The organism is Vibrio sp. V23_P3S9T160 (assembly GCF_963886625.1).
Lineage (GTDB): Bacteria > Pseudomonadota > Gammaproteobacteria > Enterobacterales > Vibrionaceae > Vibrio > Vibrio anguillarum.
The window spans coordinates 1-15,309 of record NZ_CAWPDB010000044.1 but is presented as its reverse complement, the minus strand read 5'-3'; the positions used below and the strand labels follow the sequence as shown (position 1 = coordinate 15,309).

Genomic DNA, 15,309 nt, shown 5'->3' with positions numbered 1-15,309 from the left:
ATTGCAAATAAAAGATGTGGCTGGTGATAAGTAAAGGAGAGCCTCATATGAGGTTCTCCTTTACTGACTAAAGATAGGCCACTCTAAAATCAAGCAAATACATATTTATCCATCAGGGTGACCATTTTGCCAATTTCGGGTTTGGTCAAGGTATCATCAGCACCCAGTGCTAATGCTTTGGCTCGGTTATCATCACTCATGATCGAGGAGAACATCACTATCGGCGTTGTTTTATAAGTTTCGCTGTCACGCAAGCGCTTCAACAAGTGCATACCATCCATGCGCGGCATTTCTACATCCGTTACGATCGCATTCACTAACTCTGTCACGGGTACGTTTTCGGACTTGGCTACTTTTTCAATTTCCATCAATTTCTCATAGGCTTCACCACCGTCTTTACACGCAATAATGTTGTAGCCTGCAGAGCTTAATGTGTCTTGTATTAAACTGCGGATAAACGCCGAATCATCCACCACCATGATGGTTTTCGCATTACGTTTGCTGATCATTTTTTGGTTGAGGTCGACCGATCTGTCCACCGTGACATCGTATTTTTCCATACTCAATTCAGGGTTGATGTCAGCGATGATTTTCTCAAAATCCAAAATCATGATCAGGTTGCCATCTTTGCGAACAACCGCCACGACGCAATCTTGCTCACCCGCTTCTAAAAACTGACTCGGCGATTCAACATCGTTCCAAGAAATACGGTGAATACGACTAATGCTGTCAATCAAAAAGCCATTGGTCATGCGGTTAAAATCCGTCACGATAACAAACTTTCGATCAAGGCTTGGATTAGTAGGCACACCAAGCCAACCGGCAAGATCAACTAACGGAGTCAGTACATCACGTGACGAAAATACACCGATCATATGCGGCTGAGCATTGGGATAATCGGTGGTATCAGGAACTTGTATCACTTCCCTAACTTTCGCAACGTTAATGCCGTAATAGCAGGTTTTCGTGCGTCCATCTGGCAGTACCTTTTCTAAATGGAACTCAATAATCTCAAGTTCGTTGGTACCACTCTCTGTCAAAATTGTACTACTTGGGTTGCTCATACTGGTCACTAATCTTAAGAATGGTTATTGGTATTTGTTTAATATGGCTTGATATCGATTAACACCGTCTTCATTAACCGTGTTCTTTACTTTATCAATACCCATTTGTAAATCGTCTAATAGTGTTTGGTCTATATTTTTATTAAAAGCATAGTAAAGTAATCCCTGCTTTAACACATAAAGTGTTTCAAATTGATCGGGGGCATATCCTGCTTGCTTTATCCACCAATGAGCTGACCGCTCATCGTATGCAATCAAATCAATACGCTTTTTCACTAATTGTTCTGCCAGCATAGTAACATCTGTTGCTTCTTGCATTGAGTCTCTCGGAACACCATATTGCAACAGCATTTGTTCGCCGACGTCATCTTTTATCACCCCGATTTTATAGGAGGTAATTTCTAAAGGATCCCCAAGTTTGATATTACTGCCTTTACGTGCAATTACCGAAACTTTGATGTCATCAATTGGGCCTACCCAATGAAATAATTCCTCTCTGTGTGACGTCCTTGTTGTCGAGAAAAGTACTCCGTCTTTTTTCAAGATGGCGGAGCGGTAAGAACGAGCCCACGGTTGCAATACGATCTGGCTCAATAATACGTCATGTCCTGAGAATTTAGCGGCTTCTTGAAGTAAATCAACCGAAATTCCAGTGATTTTGCCCTGATTCATAAAATTAAAAGGGGGATAGGCCTCTGTATAATACGTTAGTGTTTCAAGACTAGCGGGATAAGCAGGTGATGATGCCAACACACTGATTAGCCACATAGGTAGAATAGTACGCAGATATTTGATTACGTTCATCCTCTCTCCTACATGATGTTATCTGCCTTTTGTCCTTAAACTTTAGATGGGGTTTGAAACGCCGTCTAGTTGATCGCAAGCATTCATCATCAACAATACGAACGACGTGATTAAATAGCATTAAATTTCATGCGGTTAACCCATTAAATCTCTCGGCCTAACGTACAACTTTTTTATAGCAACGCTCCGGGCGACCAACCGTGCCGTAATTTAAGTCGGCGGTTAGCTCACCACTGCTGATTAAATATTCCAGATAACGCCTTGCCGTGGTTCGACTTGCACCAATTTTTTCTCCCGCTTCGTCCGCGGTCAAACTGCATGGTGTGTTAAAAAGATGGCGTATTTTGTCTAGCGTAACCCCATCAATTCCTTTAGGAAGACGCAGATGAGTGGGAAGCTCACTGGTATTGGCTGTCAACATTTTATCAACTACGTTTTGGTCAACATCAGCCACGGAACCCAGCTCTAATTGTTGGGTTTGGTATTTCTTCAATGCCGATTCAAGACGGGGAAACATGACTGGCTTGAGCAAGTAATCAACTACGCCACCACGCATTGCCTGTTGTAGCGTCTCAACATCGCGCGCTGCAGTAATCAAAATTACATCACAGCCTTGGTTGTTGCCTCGAACTTTCTGTAAGAGATCGAGCCCCGTACCATCCGGTAGATAAACATCCAGCAATACTAAATCGGGTTTGAGGATATCTAACTGCAATTGGGCATCGGCGTGAGTCGTTGCAATGCCAATGACTTCAAATCCCTCAATTTGTGTCAGGTAACGATGATGTAATTGCGCAATCGCGATATCATCTTCAATGATCATGACACGGGTATTCATACTTGTTCTTCCTTAGGCAGATAAACAGTAACTCTTGTTCCAACATCTTGATTACTTTTCATTTCTAGCTGCCCTTGATAGCGATCAGCTAACTGTTTTACCAGGTGTAAACCCACACCTCGGTTATGTTTTGCTTTGCTAGAGACTCCCTTTTGCCATAATTGCTGTGGCGACATTTGTTCGGGTAAACCACACCCTTTATCATCCACTTCAAGAATAATTTCGGCACCATAATCGCTGAGTGACACTTCAATGATGCGTCGTTCTTGTGTCACCCGTTTTTCATTGCGGATCATCGTGAGTGTCGCATCAAATGCATTGTCAATCAGGTTACCCAAGATAGTGACGATATCTTCGGCATTGATACGCTGCGGCAAAGGTTCTAGACGCGATCCCTCTTCAACGACTAACTCCAAACCAAGTTCACGAGCCCGCTCAGTTTTACCCAGCAGCATTCCGGCAATGAGTGGATCTCTAACTGTCTCGCGTAGAAATTCAATAAGCGATTGGTAATGAGCCGTTTCTTGGCCGATTAAATGCTGAACCGCTTCCAGCTCTCCCATCTGTACAAGCCCACTGATGGTGTTGAGTTTGTTGCGATGTTCGTGAGTTTGAGAGCGCAGCATTTCAGCATACTCTTTGGTTTGAGAGAGTTGCTCGGTTAACTCGTTGATTTCATCTCGGAGGCGGAAGCTGGACACCGCCCCAACCACTTTACCGTCAACAATAATCGGACTTCGATTGGCGATCAGACGCTGTTGACTGAGGTACAGCTCGATGTCGTGATCAGGCGTGCCACTTTCAATAACACTCATGAGATCACTTTCAGGTAGAAACAGAGAAAGTGGTTGATTCAGTGCTTTCTCTCGGTTAATCGCCAAAATCTCACACGCACTTTTATTAATGGAACGAAGAATACCCGCCTCATCAATACTTAAAATGCCTTCCTTTAAGGTACTCATGGTGACATCGAGTTCGACATACAATCGGCCAATCTCTTCTGGTTCAAAACCGAGTATCGCTTTCTGAAAACGGCGTGAGGCGTAGCTGGAAAGTACAGCATTCGCCAGCACTACCAGCAGTGCCATCCCAATTAGATAGATGAGAAAAGGTTCAATTTTATCTTGTAGTCGTTCTATTAAGTAACCAACTGACACCACACCAACGATTTGTCCTTGGGCATTTTTTACCGCCGATTTTCCACGCACGGATTTACCCAATGAACCCTGAGCAAAAGAAACGTATGACTCACCATGTAGCAAAGCTTGATCATTATCTCCCCCTTTCATGGGCAGACCAATTCGTTCATCAACAGGATGGACTAAGCGGATCCCATGTTGATCGCCGATAACAATGAAGGTTGCACCGATTAATTTTGTTAACTCTCGATAACGCTGTTGATGATCCACCCCACTACCAGATTCAAGCATATCGACCACTGATGGAGTTTGAGCAAGAAATGAAGCAACCCCTAAGGCCTTTAAGCCCATCTCTTCTTCTTGAGAATGTTTGATGTACACAAAACCAGCGGCAACTAACAGCAGTAATTCAATCAACCCTGAAAGGGTCATTATGATCAGCATACGCTTACGAAAACTGATACTACTCCACACCATAAATCCCTCTTTAACTCTGCATACAAGCTAACACTTATTTAACATTTGAGCGAAGAGAGAAACGAATAACTGTGAACAATACTACGCATTCCACGCACCATTTTGGTTCGTTTTATTGCAATCTATTTCGAAGACTTGCCAAGCAGAATATGCACAAGGTTTTATAAAAAATTATCATGGTTATTTCGTGATCTATATCACGCCTATTTTAGAAAAATTTTATCTTATAATGCCAAAGCATTTGTATACTAATTGTGCAGTGAAGAAGATGATGAGGAAACCTCACAAAAAGATAGCCCTATAATAACCATACCAATTGCTATCGATTCCATTCATAACATTGTCAGAAGGACACTTACAATGAAACGCGATGCCTTTGGAATTTGCCTTTCCCGAGATATGCTGTTTAACCATTTACAGTCAACCTTTACTCATGTTCGGGCTTATGAAGAAATAGCGACTGAGTCAAATGATGACCTGAGAGTGCTGCTCGCTTTCCCGCAGATGTCGGGTAAAGACTTGCTGACCACGATGCAAGGCAGTACAAACGTGAGAGGTAGTAAAAAATTGGTTTGGCGGGCCGATTATCTCTGCCCTTCTTACCATAAGTATTAAATTTAAATATTGAATTTTGATGGTATGCGCTTCATGCTAGCGCATATCACTTGCTGTTGTTTCGACATTTCAACTCATCTCACTGTTGACTTCCGCAGCAAAAAACTAGAGCATTAACTCTAATCATTATTACTCGAGCTTAGCATGAAAGCGAAAACACTCAGCCTATTCGTCTTTACTCTGCTTGGTGCAGCCCCTTCTTTCGCCGCGCCGATTTCCTTTCAACAAGCATGGGATCTTTTGCAACAGAGCAATAATTCACTTGCCGCTGGGCGGGCAAATGTCGAACGTTATCAGCATATTGAAAATTCCACAGACAGTCTCAATTTGCCTGCTGTTTCTATTGGTGCAAACTACACGCGTTTAGACCAAGATGTTACTTTGTCAGGAAAGCAGATATTCGATAGCACTGGGCAATCTATCCCATCATCTTTGGAGCCAGTTTTAGGACCTATACTCGCCAGTGCAGGCTCCATCACATCAACCATCACCGAACGTGATATTTTCAGTTCTTCGATTCGCGCTATTTGGCCCATTTTTACAGGCGGACGGATCAGCGCCGCACAAGCCGCTGCGGAAGGTAAAAAAGAAGAAGCACAAAGCCAGCTCGCAATGGAAACACAAGCGCGCTATGAAGACTTGAGCAAATATTACTTTAGTGTTCTTTTGGCAAAAGAGGTTTTAGTGACTCGCCAAGCCGTTGAGCAAGGGTTAACCAAGCACCGTGATAATGCACTAAAGTTAGAGCAACAAGGACAAATTGCCCATGTGGAACGGCTACAAGCTGAAGCCTCATTAGATAAAGCAACGGTTGAACGCAAAAAAGCACAAAAAACCTTAGATATTGCCCAAAGCGCACTAACCCAAATTCTAGGTCAAACAGAAAAAGTCGAGCCAATTGGTTCACTGTTTGTCAATGACCGTTTACCGCCGCTCTCTGTTTTTGTGGAGCAAACGCTCAATACCTATCCGGGCTTGGCACTACTTGAAGCAAAAGAAAAGCAAGCAAGCAGCTTGATCAAAGCTGAAAAAGGCAAATACTATCCAGAAGTCTACCTTTACGGTGATTACAGCCTACATGAAGACGATTCGCTGGCCAGCCAAATGAAACCGGATTGGTTAGTGGGTGTTGGGGTCAACATTCCGTTAATTGAAACATCGGGTCGCAGCGATCAAGTCAAAGCAGCGCACAGCGCGGTCTCACAAGTACGTTACTTAAAGGCGCAAGCTAAGCAAGATTTGAGCGTGTTGGTGGAAAAAACCTATTTGGAAGCCGAACAAGCATTGGAAGAAGTGATGGGACTAAACTCAAGTCTCACACTGGCTAATGAAAACCTGAACCTGCGCCAAAAGGCATTCAGTCAGGGTTTAGCAACGTCTTTAGATGTAGTGGATGCAGAGCTCTACCTTGCTAGTATAAAAACGCAACAGTCATTAGCCAGCTTCAACTACTTACTTTCTTTAAATAAGTTACTGGCATTGACCAGTGAAATGAATACTTTCCCTATCTACACACAATCAGCGATTTTGTTGCACTCATCAATGACTCACGAATCACCTGCTCAAAAGGATGCCTTATGAAAGCCGTAAAACCAACACTGATTGCTCTTGCTGCTGTGGTGGCGATCTCTTGGGTAGGCTATCGCTTTTACCAAGCATCTCAACCTAAACCTGTTCGCTTACAAGGTCAAATTGAATCTCAACAATACAGTATTTCCTCAAAAGTTCCCGGCCGTATTGATCAGGTACTGGTGCGCAAAGGCGATAGCGTTGAACGTGGCCAGCTCATTTTCACGCTGCACAGCCCTGAAATTGAAGCTAAATTAGATCAAGCGATTGCGGGTCAAAAAGCGGCGGGCGCACTGGCGAAAGAAGCAGAAACAGGCGCACGCGATCAGCAGATCCAAGCGGCAAAAGATCAATGGCTTAAAGCTAAAGCCGCAGCGGATTTAATGGAAAAAACCTATTTGCGTGTCAATAATCTTTACCGTGATGGTGTCGTCGCTGAGCAAAAGCGTGATGAAGCGAATACCCAATGGCAGGCAGCTAAATATACTGAAAGCGCCGCTTTTCAGATGTATCAAATGACCAAAGAAGGCGCACGCTCTGAAACTAAACTCGCTGCCGCGGAAAAAGAACGTATGGCTGCTGGTGCCGTAGCGGAAGTTGAAGCTTATGCCGCGGATACTAAAATTGAGAGTTGGTTTGACGGTGAAGTGTCCCAAGTACTGCTACAAAGCGGCGAACTGGCTCCACAGGGCTTCCCTGTCGTCACTGTCGTGGATACCCAAGACTCATGGGCGGTGCTCAACGTACGCGAAGATCAACTCAAGCATTTTACGAAAAACACAACATTTACGGCTTACTTACCTGCTTTAGAAGCCAAAGTAGAATTTATCGTTTCCCACATCGCAGTGATGGGTGATTTCGCCACATGGCGATCAACAGACGCCTCACAAGGGTTTGATTTACGCACCTTTGAAATAGAAGCTCGCCCTACCACACCTGTCGAAGGTTTGCGTATGGGAATGAGTTTAGTGGTTGAGCTATAAGCCTTATGTCAATTCAGGTTCGCCCTCAATGGCCTCTGCTGCGCCATGACCCTTGGCTATTGTCTAGCCTAAGCTGGATACCCATAGTATTGGCATTCAGTATTTGGTGGATTTTCTCACAAGGGATAGTGCGCGATCTGCCGATTGGCGTGGTCGATTTGTCTCACAGCCAATTGTCACGTCAATTGATAAGAGATTTCGATGCAACCTCGACCATGGCCGTCACGCACCAGTTCCAAGATGTCAATCAAGCTAAAACTGCGTTAATTGAAAGTGACATTTACGCGTACGTTATCATTCCGTATCAATTTGATAAATCAATATTTCGTGGTGAGCAACCACAAGTATCGACCTTCTTCAATAGCCAATACATTTTGGTTGGACGATTGATCAATTCTGCTATTGTTCAAGCACAAAGTACGTTCAATGCCCAAGTGGATGTCGTAAAAAACCTAGCGACTAGCCAACAAACCAAATTGAGTGCGATGGGGCGAGCCGTACCAATCAGGACACAGATTACGCCCCTGTTTAATCTCAATACAAACTATGCGCAATTTTTAGTCTCGGCGGTTGTACCCGCTCTTTGGCAAATCGTTGTCGTGGTCAGTACCATTATGATTTTGGCAGCAAACCATCGTCACTTTGGTTTGCAAACGTGGCTTGGAGAAAAGCCATTACGAATTTTAACGCTAACATTGATGCGTTATCTGCCGATTTTTATGCTGCAAGGGATTGGTTTTTTAATCTGGTTCTATCAAATATTAATGTGGCCAATGCACGGCAGTTTTGCTCTATTGATTATCGCACAACTTGCAATGACGCTCGCCTGCATGATCATGGGCTCACTCTTTTTCTTTCTAACACTCGATCCGGCAAGAGCGATGAGTTTTGCGGGCGCTTTTACCGCACCAAGTTTTGCGTTTATGGGCATTACGTTCCCAGTGACGGATATGAATACTCTAGCGCAGTGGTGGCGAAGCCTGCTACCAGTGAGTCATTACATTGAAGTGCAAGTAAGCCAAGTGAGTTATAACGCTGAACTGCTGTCATCACTGACGTATTTAGTGCCAATGCTGGGCTATGCATTGCCGCTGCTGCTCACTTTGATTCTTATCCGTAAACACAAGCAAGCCGAGCGAATCAACCATGACTGAAACTACGCGATTCATTGCTCTACTTAAAGCAGAGCTAAAAGCGCTATTCACTAACCCTGTGGTGCTGTTGACTGTCTTTGGTGGCGTGGTTTTTTACTCCTTTTTATACCCTTTGCCTTATACGCAGCAAACTCCACGCGAGCAGACACTCTCGATTGTCAATCTCGATAAAAGCCAAGCCAGTTACCAACTAGAACGCATGGTTGACGCAACGCCACAAGTCAAAGTGATTCAACGAGACAGTACCATTGAAGATGCCAAGCAGGCTTTTCTTAACCGCAAAGTTAGCGGTATTTTAGTGATTCCTGAACATTTTTATAAAGACCTACTGCTTGGAAAAAGTCCAACACTGGCCTACGCTGGCGATGCCTCTTACTTTCTAGTGTACGGCACCATAGTTGAGGGCTTATCGCAAGCTGGTGGAACCTTAGCCGCGAAAAGTAAAGTGTCACGTTTAGTGATGGAAGGAGAACCGCTTTCTCTGGCCGCTCAGCACTATTCCGCCACAAGCATCAACTTAAAACCGACCTTTAACCCACGCATGGGTTATGTTGATTACGTTGTCCCAGCGGTGTTTGTCTTGATCTTACAACAAACCATGATCATGGCGGCAGGATTAATGGGCGGAACACAAAAGCACGGAAATGGCTACTGGAGCCATACCACACCGCTACGATTAATATTGGTACGCAGCATTGTCCTGGTTGCTGTTTATTACCTACTCAGCATGTACTACTTTGGTGCCAGTTTTACCTCACATGGTGTCAACACCCTCGCCAGTGCGGGGCATTTATTGCTACTTCTACTGCCTTTCTTACTGGCCTCTTGCCTATGCGGCATTTGGCTTGGTTCAGTTACACCGCGGCGAGAATTGGTGACGTTAGTGGTATTAATCAGCTCAATGCCACTGATTTTTTCAGCTGGTTTTATTTGGCCGTTAGAAGCAATTCCACGCCCTATCATTTGGATATCCAACCTCTTTCCAAGTACGCCTGCCATTCAGAGTTTTCTCAGTTTGAACCAAATGGGTGCATCATGGGATCAAATCAGCACTCAGTGGGGGATCTTGTGGGTGCAAGTGTTTGGTTGGGGAGCCCTTGCTTTTTACCAACTCCAGCGGAAGCGTTAATTAATCATTCCTGCCACTGCTGACGCATACGCTCAACAGTGGCATCATCGATACCATGAACATTCTGGTATTGCGCACGGCAAACATTAATCACTAAGGTTGCATGGTAACGTTTAGCCAACTGCCGGTAAGCTCGCATCTCCCACTGTCGAACAAAAGTATTCGCCACAACAACGTCCTCACCTTGCGCTAAACAGCGCTCCACTTGCTGTTGACACCACCGATGAGCTTGCTCGATTTTATCTGGCTGATAACAATAGCTGCCTTGCTCATTGATAAAATACATATCCGCTTCAAAATGCTTTGCATGTAGCGTCCTTGCTAAGGTGCTTTTGCCTGAGCCGGGTAATCCCCTGATCAAAGTTAAGGTTAGCGCCATGTGTATCCAACAGGTAAGTAAACGGATATCCAATAGTAACCAATTTCGCAGCAAGATTCATTTTGCTATCGACATCTGGTTTTGATTGAGTTAAGTTCGGCAGTATAGACGTCCAAAAATAGCTTAGGGAGAAAGCTGTGCCGATTAAGATCCCCGACCAACTGCCAGCCGGTGATGTACTGCGTCATGAGAACATTTTCGTGATGTCAGAAACACGTGCCGCCACTCAGGGCATTCGTCCATTGAAAGTTTTGATTTTGAATTTAATGCCGAAGAAAATCGAAACCGAGACTCAGTTTTTGCGCCTGTTATCCAATACTCCGCTGCAAGTGGATATTGAATTACTGAGAATTGATGAGCGCCCAAGTAAAAATACCCCCACTGAGCATTTGGAGAACTTTTACCGTCAATTTGAGATGGTAAAAAATCGCAACTTCGACGGGCTCATCATCACTGGAGCGCCTTTGGGGTTGGTTCAATTTGAAGATGTGATTTATTGGGAACACTTAAAAAGCGTGATGGAATGGGCTAAAAATCACGTCACTTCCACACTCTACGTTTGCTGGGCAGCGCAAGCGGGGCTAAAACTGCTCTACAATCTGCCCAAACGAACTCGCAAAGAAAAATTATCGGGCGTTTATCATCATGAAATCCACCATCCCTTTCATCCGATATTACGCGGCTTTGACGACACCTTTTTAGCGCCCCATTCTCGTTATGCTGATTTTTCACCAGAATACTTAGCCGAACATACGAATTTAGATATTCTCGCCACCTCCGATGTGGCGGGTGTGTACTTAGCCTCAACCAAAGACAAACGTAACGTGTTTGTCACAGGTCACCCTGAATACGACGCACATACACTGCATGGTGAATATATTCGAGATTTAGGTGAAGGGATGGAACCCGCAATCCCAGTCAACTACTACCCCAATGACAACCCAGATAATAAGCCAGTCGCCAGCTGGCGAAGCCACGGTCACTTGCTGTTTGCAAACTGGTTAAACTACTGTGTTTACCAACAAACACCTTACGACCTTGAACACTTTAGCGAAGATAAATTTACCAAAGACGATTAGTGTTTCATGCCTGATCATCTCAGTAATGAGGTGTTCAGGTTTTCATCAAACATAGTGCATACTGACTCAAACATAGTGCATACTGACTCGCATTCTTCTCTGCTCTTTCCCCCTCGATCTTCTGATTTCCTTATCATGCGTCTAAGCGATTTAGGAGCTGCAGACAATGAAAAAAGTACTGATGATATTGATAATGTTCACGTTACCGGCCTGTGTCACCGTGAACGAAAAGGGTGAGCCTGAAGTAAAAGCGGATCCGGTTGAAATGGCCGAATCTCGCATTGCGCTCGGCCTAGGCTATTTAGAAAATGGCAACATGAGCAAAGCGCGTGAGAATCTAGAAAAAGCCACACAACATGCGCCAACTTACTATCGATCGCAACTTGCGATGGCTCACTACTACGAAACTGTCGGTGAAACAGAGGCCGCACGTAAAACCTATCAAACCGCACTTCGCGCCCATCCCAAAAATGGCAATATTCTCAATAACTACGGCACATTTTTGTGCAAGCAGGGCGAATATCAAAAAGCCGATGAATATTTTAACCGCGCCATTGCTCAACCCTATTATTACCTTGTCCCAGCAAGCTATGAGAACGCAGCCTTTTGCGCGTTAAAATCTGGCGATAAAGAACAAGCGCGCTACTATTTTGCAAAAACATTAGACCATGACCCTAATCGAGCTCGTTCATTGCTGCAATTAGCTAAATTGGAAATTGACGCTCAACAATACACGCAAGCTCGCATCCGCTTGATGCAATTTAATCAGCGCTACGGTAACCAAAAAACATCGCTTCAATTATTGGTAGAGTTAGAGAAAAAGGCAGGAAATAAAGCGTTAGAGAAAAAATATCAAGCGGCGCTCGATACCTTTTCCTAACATCGTATTACTAGGGCAAGGGTTATTTGATATTGGTGGGTCTACCGTCTTTGCCACCATTACGGTCACGATAGTGGATACGGCGAAGACGTCTGACTTTCTGAGCGCGCTGAATTTTTTGATATTCGCGATAGATAATACGAATAAAAAACCCAAGCCCAATCATCGCAAGCAAAGCAAACAGATAAGCGAAGGGCTGGCAGATCCAGTCAGGTTGGCAAGGTAAATAAAGGTCAAAGTCCATACCTTACTCCTTCTATTGCTATCTCAACTCACTGACCAATATAGTCAATCAACGAAGTCAGCCTAGCACTTTGCCGCTAACCATTGTTTGCGTTGGCTGTCATTTTGGAAACTCCATGCGATGAATCGACTCACTTTTTGCCCTTGTTGCATTTCAACAACCTTCACCACTGCAGCACCCACTTTATCTAACTGTTTTTGCATCCAACGTACATTCTCTTTTTTAGAGATCAATGTGGTGAACCACAGCACTTGCTGAGCGTAGTGTTGACTTTCAAAGGCCATGTTTTTAACAAAGGCAGCTTCACCACCGGGGCACCATAACTCAGCTTTTTGTCCACCAAAGTTGAGCGTGACCGCCTTACTTCTGTTAGCGTCTTGCCCCGCAATTTCTTGACCTTTTTTGACTCGATTACGCTGTAAATTTTTCAACTTACGTTCGCTGCCTTGCTGCGCCTCTACTTGTGACGCGTGGAAAGGCGGGTTGCACGTGGTGAGATCGTAACGCTCATTTTCTTGAATAATCTGCTTAAAAATATGTTTTGCATCGCTCTGCAAACGGCATTCAATACGCCCATTGAGCGAAGCATTACCATTAACCACCAGATTGGCGGATTTAATAGAGATAGGATCAATATCGCTACCAACATAGCGCCAGCCGTACTCTGCCACGCCCACTATCGGATAAATACAGTTAGCTCCGACCCCAATATCAAGTGCTTGAACCTTTTCATGCTTGATGGATGGGCACTCATCTAGCAGCAGATCGGCCACGCGATGAATATAATCAGATCGACCAGGGATCGGCGGGCACAAATACCCAGCGGGAATATCCCAATGGGTCACATGATAATGATGTGCCAATAACGCTTTGTTGAGCATTTTCACCGCCATCGCATCGGAGAAATTGATGCTCGGTTCACCATTCGGGTTGCGAATAACAAAGGGCTTCAAAGCAGGCAGTGTATTAATCAGCGCGGGGAAATCGTATTGTCCTTGATGCTGATTACGAGGATGTAATCCCTGCTTTGCTTTTAACGCAGGTTTTTTATGGCTCGCTTCTGGTTGGCTTTTCTGCGGCTTCGCTTTGGCTGACATTACTGATCCTCTTTTAAATCGAGATACATCATAAATAATCGTGCATCAAACTCGAGCTGATGATAATTCGGTTCCATATGGCAACACAGTTGATAGAAAGCCTTGTTGTGCTCTTTCTCTTTGATGTGAGCCAGCTCATGTACCACTAGCATGCGCAACAGCGGCTCCGGTGCTTCTTTAAACATGCTCGCTATGCGGATCTCATTTTTAGATTTGATTTTCCCACCATGCACTTTGGCAACATAACTGTGCAACCCTAGTGCGTTATTGATAATGTGGATTTTATTGTCGTACACCACTTTACTGATCGGCGCCGTTTTCTTCATGTATTGATTTTTGAGATCAATCGCGTAGTTAAACAACGCTTTTTCACTTTGAATCGAATGGCGCTGTGGGTAACGTTGCTCAAACCAACTAACGAATTTACCGGCCGTGATCAACTGTTCAACTTGTGAAACGAGATGAGGCGGATAGTTTTGTATGTAACGAAAAGATGGATGCATAGCCCAGCAACTGACTCATAAAAAAGGCGCTAAGTGTAACTGAATCAAGCCTGCGTTTCATCTTTCCAATCACAAGGAGCAAGGCTTCGCATCCGAGAGAGTTGAAACTCAGCGCCTCGGTGGGTAAACTTGCCGCCCTTTATGTTCGGTTAATGAGTGAATTGGATGAAACGTATTGTGCTCTACGTCAAAGATAAATGCCCGCACTGTAAAGATGCTCAGCGCTATCTTGACGCCAAACAGATCCCCTACCGCTTATGTAACGCAAAAATGCAACGCGGCCGGAAGGAACTGGATGCGATCGGCGCGCGCAGTGTACCGGCTTTAAAAATTGGTGATCGAATTATGATTGGCTGGAACCCAAACAACTTTGAAAAAATCTATCAAAGTTAATCGAACGATACACATCGCCTCTTTCACACGTACTGTTTCACAAATTCAATAAAAGTACGGTCGGCATTAGACAAATAGCCCTCTTTGCGCCATGCGAGGGCTAAATCTAACCAGACTGGCGGTTCAAAAGGGATCGCTCGTACATCCGGTTCATGCTCCGTTACAAGCTCTAATAACGCAGTCACTGCGTACTCATGTTTGACAATACTTAAAATCATTGGCAACAGATTGGTTTCAAAAGAGAAATGTGCGCTGAGCTTATGCTCTTTACACACTTTATCAATGAAGTCGCGGTGGAAATAACCGGGCTTAAACATTACCAATTCATGCTCAAAAAAGGTCTTAAAATCTATCGATTCTCGTTGTGCTAACTCATGTTCTTTCCCCACTACCGCCACCATTTGCGATGATAAGAGGGGATCAACCTCTAAATCCGGGGGCAGATCATGATTGAGGATCACGCCAATATCTAGCTCACCACTGAGCAACATTTTTCTAATCGACTGAGTTCCCGCTTCTATCACCGTCATTTTTAGCAAGGGAAAGTGACTTTTAAAAGCCATTACAATTTCTGGAAAGAAATAGGATCCCATCATGCTCGGCGCGCCGAGCCTCACTTCGCCTTTGACGAGCCCTTTAAGCTCATCCATCGCCAATTGTGCATCTTCAAGTTGCTGCAAAATACGAGTGGCGTGTTCATATAACACTTGCCCTTCATGGGTCAGCGTCACTTTTCGCTCATCTCTTTTTAGCAAAACAACCCCTAATTGCTGCTCAAATTTTTTAATCGAAATACTGAGTGCTGGCTGCGCAATGTGCAGTTGCTGGGCTGCTAAAGTAAAGCTGCCGCATTGAACTACAGCCGAAAAATGTTTTAGATGGCGAGTATCCATAGCTTTATGGTTCCACAGAATCAAACGAAGCGATATTCGTCCAACGAGGTTTGGATATATTTTATATAT

Annotated in this window: 17 protein-coding genes; 8 read left to right on the top strand and 9 right to left on the bottom strand. The window is 44.3% G+C overall.

Going from position 1 to position 15,309, the window contains the following annotated elements; all coding sequences use genetic code 11:
* Nucleotides 1-89 precede the first annotated feature (89 nt).
* The 4 genes from AACU59_RS02735 to AACU59_RS02720 all read right to left on the bottom strand — a co-directional run bounded on the left by AACU59_RS02735 (nt 90) and on the right by AACU59_RS02720 (nt 4,322).
* On the bottom strand, nt 90-1,064 hold the full coding sequence (locus AACU59_RS02735; protein ID WP_026027355.1) for a chemotaxis protein: 975 nt from the start codon (nt 1,062-1,064) through the stop codon (nt 90-92).
* Nucleotides 1,065-1,088: 24 nt separating this feature from the next.
* A complete protein-coding gene (locus AACU59_RS02730; RefSeq protein ID WP_094143179.1) occupies nt 1,089-1,868 on the bottom strand; it encodes a substrate-binding periplasmic protein in 780 nt (259 codons plus the stop codon).
* 157 nt (nt 1,869-2,025) lie between these two features.
* Entirely contained in the window at nt 2,026-2,706 is a 681-nt protein-coding gene (locus AACU59_RS02725; RefSeq protein ID WP_013856664.1) for a response regulator, read from the bottom strand.
* Nucleotides 2,703-4,322 carry an ATP-binding protein gene (locus AACU59_RS02720; protein WP_094144702.1) on the bottom strand — a complete coding sequence of 540 codons (1,620 nt, stop codon included), beginning with the start codon at nt 4,320-4,322 and terminating at the stop codon, nt 2,703-2,705. Before AACU59_RS02720 ends, AACU59_RS02725 begins: the two co-directional genes overlap by 4 nt.
* 360 nt (nt 4,323-4,682) lie before the next feature.
* Here AACU59_RS02720 and AACU59_RS02715 point away from each other — a divergent pair, with 360 nt between their 5' ends.
* The 5 genes from AACU59_RS02715 to AACU59_RS02695 all read left to right on the top strand — a co-directional run bounded on the left by AACU59_RS02715 (nt 4,683) and on the right by AACU59_RS02695 (nt 9,772).
* Complete coding sequence (locus AACU59_RS02715) at nt 4,683-4,937, top strand: hypothetical protein (protein ID WP_161437543.1); 255 nt, start codon at nt 4,683-4,685, stop codon at nt 4,935-4,937.
* Nucleotides 4,938-5,081: 144 nt separating this feature from the next.
* The gene (locus AACU59_RS02710) at nt 5,082-6,518 is read left to right on the top strand and encodes a TolC family protein (protein ID WP_094145571.1); all 1,437 of its coding nucleotides are present in this window, start codon (nt 5,082-5,084) and stop codon (nt 6,516-6,518) included.
* Nucleotides 6,515-7,489: an HlyD family secretion protein gene (locus tag AACU59_RS02705; protein WP_094145570.1), complete on the top strand. Its 975-nt coding sequence runs from the start codon at nt 6,515-6,517 to the stop codon at nt 7,487-7,489. Before AACU59_RS02710 ends, AACU59_RS02705 begins: the two co-directional genes overlap by 4 nt.
* Before the next feature lie 5 nt (nt 7,490-7,494).
* The gene (locus AACU59_RS02700; RefSeq protein ID WP_094145569.1) at nt 7,495-8,643 is read left to right on the top strand and encodes an ABC transporter permease; all 1,149 of its coding nucleotides are present in this window, start codon (nt 7,495-7,497) and stop codon (nt 8,641-8,643) included.
* Complete coding sequence (locus AACU59_RS02695; protein ID WP_013856658.1) at nt 8,636-9,772, top strand: ABC transporter permease; 1,137 nt, start codon at nt 8,636-8,638, stop codon at nt 9,770-9,772. Before AACU59_RS02700 ends, AACU59_RS02695 begins: the two co-directional genes overlap by 8 nt.
* A gap of 4 nt (nt 9,773-9,776) precedes the next feature.
* Here AACU59_RS02695 and AACU59_RS02690 read toward each other — a convergent pair whose 3' ends face one another.
* Nucleotides 9,777-10,151 carry an ATP-binding protein gene (locus AACU59_RS02690; RefSeq protein WP_167372387.1) on the bottom strand — a complete coding sequence of 125 codons (375 nt, stop codon included), beginning with the start codon at nt 10,149-10,151 and terminating at the stop codon, nt 9,777-9,779.
* A gap of 137 nt (nt 10,152-10,288) precedes the next feature.
* Here AACU59_RS02690 and metA point away from each other — a divergent pair, with 137 nt between their 5' ends.
* The gene (gene metA / locus AACU59_RS02685; RefSeq protein ID WP_013856656.1) at nt 10,289-11,230 is read left to right on the top strand and encodes a homoserine O-acetyltransferase MetA; all 942 of its coding nucleotides are present in this window, start codon (nt 10,289-10,291) and stop codon (nt 11,228-11,230) included.
* A gap of 166 nt (nt 11,231-11,396) precedes the next feature.
* The gene (pilW, locus tag AACU59_RS02680) at nt 11,397-12,110 is read left to right on the top strand and encodes a type IV pilus biogenesis/stability protein PilW (protein WP_094145568.1); all 714 of its coding nucleotides are present in this window, start codon (nt 11,397-11,399) and stop codon (nt 12,108-12,110) included.
* Nucleotides 12,111-12,132: 22 nt separating this feature from the next.
* Here pilW and AACU59_RS02675 read toward each other — a convergent pair whose 3' ends face one another.
* The 3 genes from AACU59_RS02675 to AACU59_RS02665 all read right to left on the bottom strand — a co-directional run bounded on the left by AACU59_RS02675 (nt 12,133) and on the right by AACU59_RS02665 (nt 13,954).
* Nucleotides 12,133-12,354, bottom strand: a complete 222-nt coding sequence (locus AACU59_RS02675; RefSeq protein ID WP_017042994.1) for a hypothetical protein — start codon at nt 12,352-12,354, stop codon at nt 12,133-12,135.
* Between the two features lie 62 nt (nt 12,355-12,416).
* The gene (gene rlmF, locus AACU59_RS02670; protein ID WP_094145567.1) at nt 12,417-13,451 is read right to left on the bottom strand and encodes a 23S rRNA (adenine(1618)-N(6))-methyltransferase RlmF; all 1,035 of its coding nucleotides are present in this window, start codon (nt 13,449-13,451) and stop codon (nt 12,417-12,419) included.
* The gene (locus AACU59_RS02665) at nt 13,451-13,954 is read right to left on the bottom strand and encodes a M48 metallopeptidase family protein (RefSeq protein WP_094145566.1); all 504 of its coding nucleotides are present in this window, start codon (nt 13,952-13,954) and stop codon (nt 13,451-13,453) included. The genes rlmF and AACU59_RS02665 overlap by 1 nt, the downstream gene beginning before the upstream one ends.
* Nucleotides 13,955-14,119: 165 nt before the next feature.
* Between AACU59_RS02665 and AACU59_RS02660 the strand changes: the two genes are divergently transcribed.
* Nucleotides 14,120-14,347 carry a glutaredoxin family protein gene (locus AACU59_RS02660; protein WP_010318599.1) on the top strand — a complete coding sequence of 76 codons (228 nt, stop codon included), beginning with the start codon at nt 14,120-14,122 and terminating at the stop codon, nt 14,345-14,347.
* A 23-nt stretch (nt 14,348-14,370) separates the two neighbouring features.
* Here the strand turns inward: AACU59_RS02660 and AACU59_RS02655 are convergent, their stop codons facing one another.
* Complete coding sequence (locus tag AACU59_RS02655; protein WP_026027359.1) at nt 14,371-15,240, bottom strand: LysR family transcriptional regulator; 870 nt, start codon at nt 15,238-15,240, stop codon at nt 14,371-14,373.
* Nucleotides 15,241-15,309: the final 69 nt, after the last annotated feature.

Excerpts from the sequence above, each read along its gene's own strand:
- AACU59_RS02735 (WP_026027355.1), bottom strand. The coding sequence starts at position 1,064 with ATGAGCAACCCAAGTAGTACAATTTTGACAGAGAGTGGTACCAACGAA.
- AACU59_RS02730 (WP_094143179.1), bottom strand. The coding sequence starts at position 1,868 with ATGAACGTAATCAAATATCTGCGTACTATTCTACCTATGTGGCTAATC.
- AACU59_RS02725 (WP_013856664.1), bottom strand. The coding sequence starts at position 2,706 with ATGAATACCCGTGTCATGATCATTGAAGATGATATCGCGATTGCGCAA.
- AACU59_RS02720 (WP_094144702.1), bottom strand. The coding sequence starts at position 4,322 with ATGGTGTGGAGTAGTATCAGTTTTCGTAAGCGTATGCTGATCATAATG.
- AACU59_RS02715 (WP_161437543.1), top strand. The coding sequence starts at position 4,683 with ATGAAACGCGATGCCTTTGGAATTTGCCTTTCCCGAGATATGCTGTTT.
- AACU59_RS02710 (WP_094145571.1), top strand. The coding sequence starts at position 5,082 with ATGAAAGCGAAAACACTCAGCCTATTCGTCTTTACTCTGCTTGGTGCA.
- AACU59_RS02705 (WP_094145570.1), top strand. The coding sequence starts at position 6,515 with ATGAAAGCCGTAAAACCAACACTGATTGCTCTTGCTGCTGTGGTGGCG.
- AACU59_RS02700 (WP_094145569.1), top strand. The coding sequence starts at position 7,495 with ATGTCAATTCAGGTTCGCCCTCAATGGCCTCTGCTGCGCCATGACCCT.
- AACU59_RS02695 (WP_013856658.1), top strand. The coding sequence starts at position 8,636 with ATGACTGAAACTACGCGATTCATTGCTCTACTTAAAGCAGAGCTAAAA.
- AACU59_RS02690 (WP_167372387.1), bottom strand. The coding sequence starts at position 10,151 with ATGGCGCTAACCTTAACTTTGATCAGGGGATTACCCGGCTCAGGCAAA.
- pilW (WP_094145568.1), top strand. The coding sequence starts at position 11,397 with ATGAAAAAAGTACTGATGATATTGATAATGTTCACGTTACCGGCCTGT.
- AACU59_RS02675 (WP_017042994.1), bottom strand. The coding sequence starts at position 12,354 with ATGGACTTTGACCTTTATTTACCTTGCCAACCTGACTGGATCTGCCAG.
- rlmF (WP_094145567.1), bottom strand. The coding sequence starts at position 13,451 with ATGTCAGCCAAAGCGAAGCCGCAGAAAAGCCAACCAGAAGCGAGCCAT.
- AACU59_RS02665 (WP_094145566.1), bottom strand. The coding sequence starts at position 13,954 with ATGCATCCATCTTTTCGTTACATACAAAACTATCCGCCTCATCTCGTT.
- AACU59_RS02660 (WP_010318599.1), top strand. The coding sequence starts at position 14,120 with ATGAAACGTATTGTGCTCTACGTCAAAGATAAATGCCCGCACTGTAAA.
- AACU59_RS02655 (WP_026027359.1), bottom strand. The coding sequence starts at position 15,240 with ATGGATACTCGCCATCTAAAACATTTTTCGGCTGTAGTTCAATGCGGC.